The following is a 6,083-nucleotide window of genomic DNA, read 5'->3' on the forward strand; positions in this document are numbered from 1 at the left end:
GCCGCGGCCGACGGACCGGCCGGTGGCCAAGCAGGTCAAGCCCGTTCCCACCGGAACCGCACCATTGCGCGCCTCCGCTTCGGCCTCGCGCTCCAATGCAGCTGCCCGGCGGATGCTGCGCAAGCTCGTGCAGGGCGAGGCGCCGCCTACCGCGCCGATGAGCATCGTGGAACGGCTGGCCGGCAGCCCCTACGCCAACCCGATGATACAAACGCCCGGGATCGACGCCTCGGCGCGCATCACCCTGGACTTTGTCCTGGACCTGGCGGAAACCATGTTCCGTTACGGGGCCGGCGCCTTGGAAGTGGAAACCAGCATCATCGCCGTCACGGCGGCTTTCGGCCTGAGCGACATCGACGTGGATATCACCAATCAGTCCGTATTGATCAACTACGCCAAGCCGGACACAGTGCCGATCACCGTGATGCGTGTGGTGCGCTCCTGGACCAACAACTACGCGGGCCTGTCCCTGGTGCACGAACTGGTGACCGACATCGTCAATGGCGGTGTGGGCCGTAGCGAGGCCAAGGAACGGCTGCAGGGAATCACCTCCCGCCCCAAGCCCTTCGCCCGGTGGATGGCCATCGGCGCCGGCGGCGTCTTCTCGGGCTTCATTGTTGCCTTTTTGGGCGGCAGCATCTTCGCGGCCCTGGTGGGCAGCATCTCCACAGTGTTGATGGGGCTGGTGGGGCGGAAGCTGAGCAAATGGCGGATGCCGGACTTCTTCATCACCGGCATCGGCGCATGCCTGGCCACCGTGATGGCGCTGCTGTTCTGGGCGCTGCACGTGCCGATGAGCCCGTCGCTGGTGATCGCCGGCGGCATCCTGTTCCTCCTGCCGACCGGCCGGCTGGTCTCCGCCACCCAGGACGCGATCAACGGCTTCCCGGTCACCGCATCGGGACGTTACCTGTCAGCCTTCTTTACCTTCGCCGCAATTGCCGCCGGCGTCGCCGTTGGGCTGGTGGGAGGCTCGATGGTCGGCGTCAGCCTGCCCGAAGTCTTTGTGGAAGGGCAGGGCCAGTACCCCTACGTGGTGCGGGCGCTGCTGCTGGTGGTGGCCACGATGGCTCTCTGCATGACGGAGCAGACCAAGCTGAATATGCTGCTGCCCACGGCCGCCGTCGGGCTGGTCGGGCTGCTGATCTACGACTTCGTGGTGTGGGCGGGGATCGGGGACCGGATCGGCCCGGCCGTCGGGGCGGTGGTGATCGGGTTCCTCGGGCGCATTGTGGGCCTGCGGATGGGCTCGCCGCAGCTGGTGGTGGCCGTTCCGGCGGTGCTGTTCCTGCTGCCCGGTCTGTCCGTGTTCCGGTCCATCTTCGAACTGACCGTCAACTCTGAGGCCCCCTTCGAAGGCATCCTGGGGCTGTTCGGTGCGCTCACCGTAATACTGGCGATCGCCGGCGGCGCGGTGCTGGGCGACAATCTGGCCCGGCCGTTTACCAAGGGGCTGGGCTCGAACGAAAACCGGCGCGGCCGGCGCCGCTAGGGACGCCGGAACCGCCGGCCGCGGGGAGGGGCCTGGCGATCGCCTGGCGCCTAATGGGCCGGCGCCGAAGGCAGTGCTACCGCGGACCGGAGTGGATCAGGACTGGTAGGTCTCCGGGAAGATCTGGCCCGCCTCGGTGCGCTTTTCGGCCTGGAAGGCGTCTTCGGCCCGCCCGTAGGCCCAGTAGCCGGAGATCGATACCTGGCTGCGCGAGAGGCCATGGTCCTTGAACAGGACGTCGCGCAGCGACTTCACTTCACCGCGCTCGCCGTGGACGAAGGCGTCTACTGTGCCTTCGGGCCATTCCAAGCCGGCGATGGCGTCACGGAGCAAGGTTGCGGTACCGGGCGTTTGGCCACGCCGGAACAACCAGTGGATCTCCAGCCCGGCCGGGGATTCCAGGTCCTGCACGTCCTCTTCGGAGTCCACTTCCAGGAAAGCGTGGCCGCGGGCGTCCGGGGCCAGGGATTCGATGGCGACAGCAACGGCCGGCAGAGCGGCATCATCGCCGGCCAAAAGGTACCAATCCGCGTCGGCGTCGGGGCGGTATGCGCCGCCGGGGCCGTTGAACATCATCCAGTCACCGGGCTTGGCCTGCGCAGCCCACGGCCCGGCGAGTCCTTCCTCGCCATGGACCACAAAGTCGACCGCAACTTCGCGCATGCCGTGGTCCACCCGCCGCACGGTGTAGGTGCGGGTGACGGGCAGCTTGTCGGCCGGCAGGGTTTCCTTGAGCTCGGCCACGTTGACGGGAAGCTCCAGATCGAGCGAGGGGTCCAGGAAAATGATCTTGATGTACTGGTCCGTGGCGTCCTTCGCCGCAAACCGTTCGGCGAACGAATCGAATGCTTCGCCTCCGGCGTATACGCGGACCATGTGCTTCGACAGCCACTCGGTACGGGTCACCTGCAGGTTGGTCTGAACCCGCGGCGGGCGGCCGTTCCGTCCGGCCCGGGCGGGGGCTGCCGGTTGTGTCTGCATCCTGCACTACTCCTGAGGAAGGGAAACTGCTACTTAGGACAACCTAATCCACGGGTACGGTAATCCCAATTACTGTGAGCGGAACCTCACAGTGGCCGGAAGCGTGCGGCCACTCACCGCGAACCGCTTCCTCAGCAGCCCGCCGCCCGGTCCCTGCTGTCCACGTTTAGCCGGAACTGTCCATGTCTTGGAAACCGTTGAGTCCCTGACCTGCGCGAACGCCGAACCCTTGCACAAAACATGGACAAAACCGTCCCCGCATCGGCCAGCTGGAAGGCCACGTTGCCCGGCCTGGGCTAACGCAGCGCCCAGTGAACGGGTTCGGCTCCCTGGTCCGCCAACAGTTCGTTGACCCGACTGAAGGGCCGCGAACCAAAGAAGCCGCGGGAAGCCGACAGCGGGCTGGGATGCACCGTCTCGATCCGCGGGACCTGCTCCAGCACCGAAGCCAGTTGCTGGGCTTCGCGGCCCCAGAGCAGTGCCACCAGCGGGCCGCCGCGCTGCGCCAGCGCCCGTACCGCCAGCTCGGTAATCTGCTCCCACCCCTTGTTGCGGTGGGAGCCGGCCTTCCCGGCCTCCACCGTCAGCGAGCGGTTAAGCAACAGCACGCCCTGGTCGCTCCACGCGCTCAGGTCGCCGTGCTGCGGCGGCCGGAACCCCACATCCATCTGCAGTTCCCGGTAGATATTGGCCAGGCTGCGCGGCAGCGGCCGCACGTGCCGTTCAACGGCAAAGGCCAGCCCGATCGAGTGCCCCGGCGTGGGATAGGGGTCCTGGCCGACAATCAGCACCTTGACCTTGGACAACGGCCGCTGAAACGCCCGCAATACGTTGCCCGGCGCAGGCAGCAGGGTCTTGCCGGCGGCGCGCTCGCCGTCCAGGTAGGAGGCAAGGTCCCACAGCAGCGGTTCTGCCGGCGCCAGCACTTCGGCCCACTCGTGATGGACGACGCCGGAAAGTTCATGGGGAGAGGCGAACGGATAGGGTGCGCCAAAGTCCCCCGCAGGCGGGCGGGCAGGCAGCGGAAAGAGGGCACCGTCGTCGTAGTTCACCGTTCTATCTTTGCTGACAATGCCAGCATGCGGGCAATCAGGACGCCGGCGCCTGACCTGAATGACACGCCTGTGATTCGCCCCTATCATGGGAGGGATGTTTGATTGCCGCCAGCAAGTACCAGGAAGAGCAGGTGTGTGTTGTGTCAGGTTCGGCCGAGGCAAGCGCCTTTTCCCTTGAGGCCGAAGTTGACGACGCCAGCCCCCTGAGCGAACGCGATCAGCGGATGCTGGCCCTCGAGCGGCAGTGGTGGAAGTACGCCGGCGCGAAGGAACAGGCCATCCGGGAACTGTTCGACATGTCCGCCACGCACTACTACCAAATCCTCAATGCGCTCATCGATACCGAGGACGCGCTGGCGCACGATCCGATGCTGGTGAAGAGATTGCGTAGACTACGTACGTCCCGCCAGCGTGCGCGCACTGCTCGCAGGCTGGGCACCGACGCCTGACTCCGGGGCCGCCCGGGAGGCTGGTTTCCGTTTTCTCCACCACCAAGGATGCACTGTAAGCGATGACCAAGTACCCCCGGGATGAGTTCGACGAGGTCCCTGAAACTTCAGACCGCCACGGAGTGCACCGGGCACGCATGGCGACGCCGAAGTCCAATGGTCTGGGCCTGATCATCCTGGCCGCAGTGCTGGCGCTGGCTGTCGGCGCCTTGTCGTTCTTTGTGCTCCCGCTGCTGGGGGGCGGCGGAAACACGTCCCCGGCTGCCGCGCAGTCCAGCACCGCAACTGCCTCGGCGTCACCGTCGGTGTCGGCGCAGCCAACCAAAACCGCAAAACCCACGGAAACCGCCACCCCGAAAGTTACCGAAGCGGCGCACGACGAACCCACGGCCGAGCCCACCGAGGAAGCAACCGAGGAACCCACGCAAACCGCTGCGGTCAATAAGCAGGATCCGGTGATGATCCTCAACGGCACCGGCGTCTCCGGGCTGGCCGGGACCGTATCGCAGACCGTGCAGGCTGATGGTTGGGCGATCGCGGTGGTGGACAACTGGGGCGGGACGCCGCTGGCCGGCTCGGTAATTTTCTACAACCCCGGTCAGGAAGCCAACGCGCAGGCGCTGAGCGCACTGCTGGGTATCTCCAGCCTGCAGGAAAACGGCAACGTCTCCCAGTACGTCACGGTCGCACTCGGCCCGGGCTACCGGTAAGCAGCCCCGAGGCGTAACAATTTCGGTTACGCCTCAATAACTTAAGTGTGCCGCAGCTCACTTTCTGCCCCCTGCTTGGTTTAGGGTGAAACCACTCTGCCGCCAAACCGTACGCGGCAGGCTGGGACTACTAAGTATGGAGAACGCTATGGCGCTGGGAACCGTCAAATGGTTCAACGCGGAAAAGGGCTACGGCTTCATCACCGTGGACGAGGAAAATTCCGATGTTTTTGTCCACTGGTCCGCTATTCAAATGGATGGTTACCGTTCCCTTGATGAAGGGCAGCGCGTAGAGTTCCAGATCGGCCAGGGCCAGAAGGGCCCGCAGGCAGAAGAGGTACGGGTCGCCTCTTAGCAGGATGACGACGACGACGGCGGAGGCAGGGGTGCCTCCGCCGCCTCTTCGTAGTGCGCGGACGAGCGTGCCGGGAGGCTATTCCGGGGAAGGCTATTCCTTGAGCGGAATGCCGCGGGCGTCACGCCTGAACGGTTCCGCCCCGACCAGGATCATGATGCCCTCAACAAAGCCCCAGACGGCGCCGAGACCGAAGGTCAGAAACGTGACCACGATCTGAACCACGCCGATGGCGACGTGGCCCAGGTAGAAGCGGTGGACGCCCAAGCCGCCCAGCAGGATGCCCAGCAGCCCGCCGATGAGGCGCGACTTCTGCTCCGGGTAGCCCTGCGGGGCCCCGTAATACTGTTGCTGGCCGTAGGGCTGGCCGTAGGGCTGGCCGTAGGGCTGGCCGTAGGGCTGGCCGGGCTGGCCTTGGCCCGGGTACTGGGGGTATTGCTGTCCGGGCGCGCCGAACGGCGGTTGGTTGGGCGGCTGGGGGCCGGGTCCGTCGAACGGCTGCCCGCCTCCGCCGTACGGCGGCTGCCCGCCAATGGGTCTGGTCGGGTGCGGGCCCGGCACCAGGGGTTCGGTGGGGTTGCTGGTGTTCTTTTCGTCTGCTGGTTCAGACATGGTTCTCCGACCTTGCCCGCTGCCGGGCCGCTAGTAGCTGCGCTCTCTTAGCAGCCAATTTACGGCGAGGGGCAGGCCGTTTCCATGGGGGTCCACCCTGATTGTCCCCCCGGGGTCGCTCAGGGGGATTCGCCATCCGCGAAGCCGGCAGGCCAACAGGCCCCGACAGGTTGCACTCGACACCGTCGAGTGCTAATTATTGAGTTAGCACTCTCGCGGGCTGACTGCTAAGAACGTCGCCCGTGGAGGGTGAAACCCGCCACCTGATGTGAGGCGAGCGGCACGGCGTACAGAAATCGCCGTCGTCGTGAGCCGTCCGTCGCGGGCACTGAAGGTGGCCAGCAGCCGTCAAAAGCTGCGTCCAGTGTCTATTGTCCAGAAGGGACGTAAGCCGCTATGGCAAAGATCATTGCATTTGACGAAGAGGCC

At 65.7% G+C, this 6,083-nt stretch carries 7 protein-coding genes; 4 read left to right on the forward strand and 3 right to left on the reverse strand.

The window, feature by feature from the left end; translation table 11 throughout:
- On the forward strand, nucleotides 1-1,492 hold a 1,492-nt coding region (locus AC5RWT_RS33385; protein WP_494083962.1), incomplete at its 5' end, for a threonine/serine exporter family protein.
- A gap of 96 nt (nucleotides 1,493-1,588) precedes the next feature.
- Here the strand turns inward: AC5RWT_RS33385 and AC5RWT_RS33390 are convergent.
- Complete coding sequence (locus tag AC5RWT_RS33390; protein WP_494083963.1) at nucleotides 1,589-2,473, reverse strand: siderophore-interacting protein; 885 nt, start codon at nucleotides 2,471-2,473, stop codon at nucleotides 1,589-1,591.
- A gap of 296 nt (nucleotides 2,474-2,769) precedes the next feature.
- Nucleotides 2,770-3,525: a uracil-DNA glycosylase gene (locus AC5RWT_RS33395; RefSeq protein WP_494083964.1), complete on the reverse strand. Its 756-nt coding sequence runs from the start codon at nucleotides 3,523-3,525 to the stop codon at nucleotides 2,770-2,772.
- A gap of 143 nt (nucleotides 3,526-3,668) precedes the next feature.
- On the opposite strand from AC5RWT_RS33395, the gene AC5RWT_RS33400 reads away from it, so the two are divergent.
- From AC5RWT_RS33400 to AC5RWT_RS33410, 3 genes are all read left to right on the forward strand, one after another.
- The gene (locus AC5RWT_RS33400) at nucleotides 3,669-3,977 is read left to right on the forward strand and encodes a DUF3263 domain-containing protein (protein WP_493968689.1); all 309 of its coding nucleotides are present in this window, start codon (nucleotides 3,669-3,671) and stop codon (nucleotides 3,975-3,977) included.
- Nucleotides 3,978-4,039: 62 nt separating this feature from the next.
- Nucleotides 4,040-4,687 (forward strand): LytR C-terminal domain-containing protein, encoded by a 648-nt coding sequence (locus AC5RWT_RS33405; RefSeq protein ID WP_494083965.1) that lies wholly within the window; start codon nucleotides 4,040-4,042, stop codon nucleotides 4,685-4,687.
- 148 nt (nucleotides 4,688-4,835) lie between these two features.
- Entirely contained in the window at nucleotides 4,836-5,042 is a 207-nt protein-coding gene (locus AC5RWT_RS33410) for a cold-shock protein (RefSeq protein ID WP_136786853.1), read from the forward strand.
- A 93-nt stretch (nucleotides 5,043-5,135) separates the two neighbouring features.
- Here AC5RWT_RS33410 and AC5RWT_RS33415 read toward each other — a convergent pair whose 3' ends face one another.
- Nucleotides 5,136-5,654: a TM2 domain-containing protein gene (locus tag AC5RWT_RS33415; protein ID WP_494083966.1), complete on the reverse strand. Its 519-nt coding sequence runs from the start codon at nucleotides 5,652-5,654 to the stop codon at nucleotides 5,136-5,138.
- Nucleotides 5,655-6,083 lie beyond the last annotated feature (429 nt).

This window comes from Arthrobacter sp. Dra40 (assembly GCF_059091905.1).

Coding starts and splice junctions, on each gene's coding strand:
- AC5RWT_RS33405 (WP_494083965.1), top strand. CDS start 4,040: ATGACCAAGTACCCCCGGGATGAGTTCGACGAGGTCCCTGAAACTTCA.
- AC5RWT_RS33410 (WP_136786853.1), top strand. CDS start 4,836: ATGGCGCTGGGAACCGTCAAATGGTTCAACGCGGAAAAGGGCTACGGC.
- AC5RWT_RS33415 (WP_494083966.1), bottom strand. CDS start 5,654: ATGTCTGAACCAGCAGACGAAAAGAACACCAGCAACCCCACCGAACCC.
- AC5RWT_RS33390 (WP_494083963.1), bottom strand. CDS start 2,473: ATGCAGACACAACCGGCAGCCCCCGCCCGGGCCGGACGGAACGGCCGC.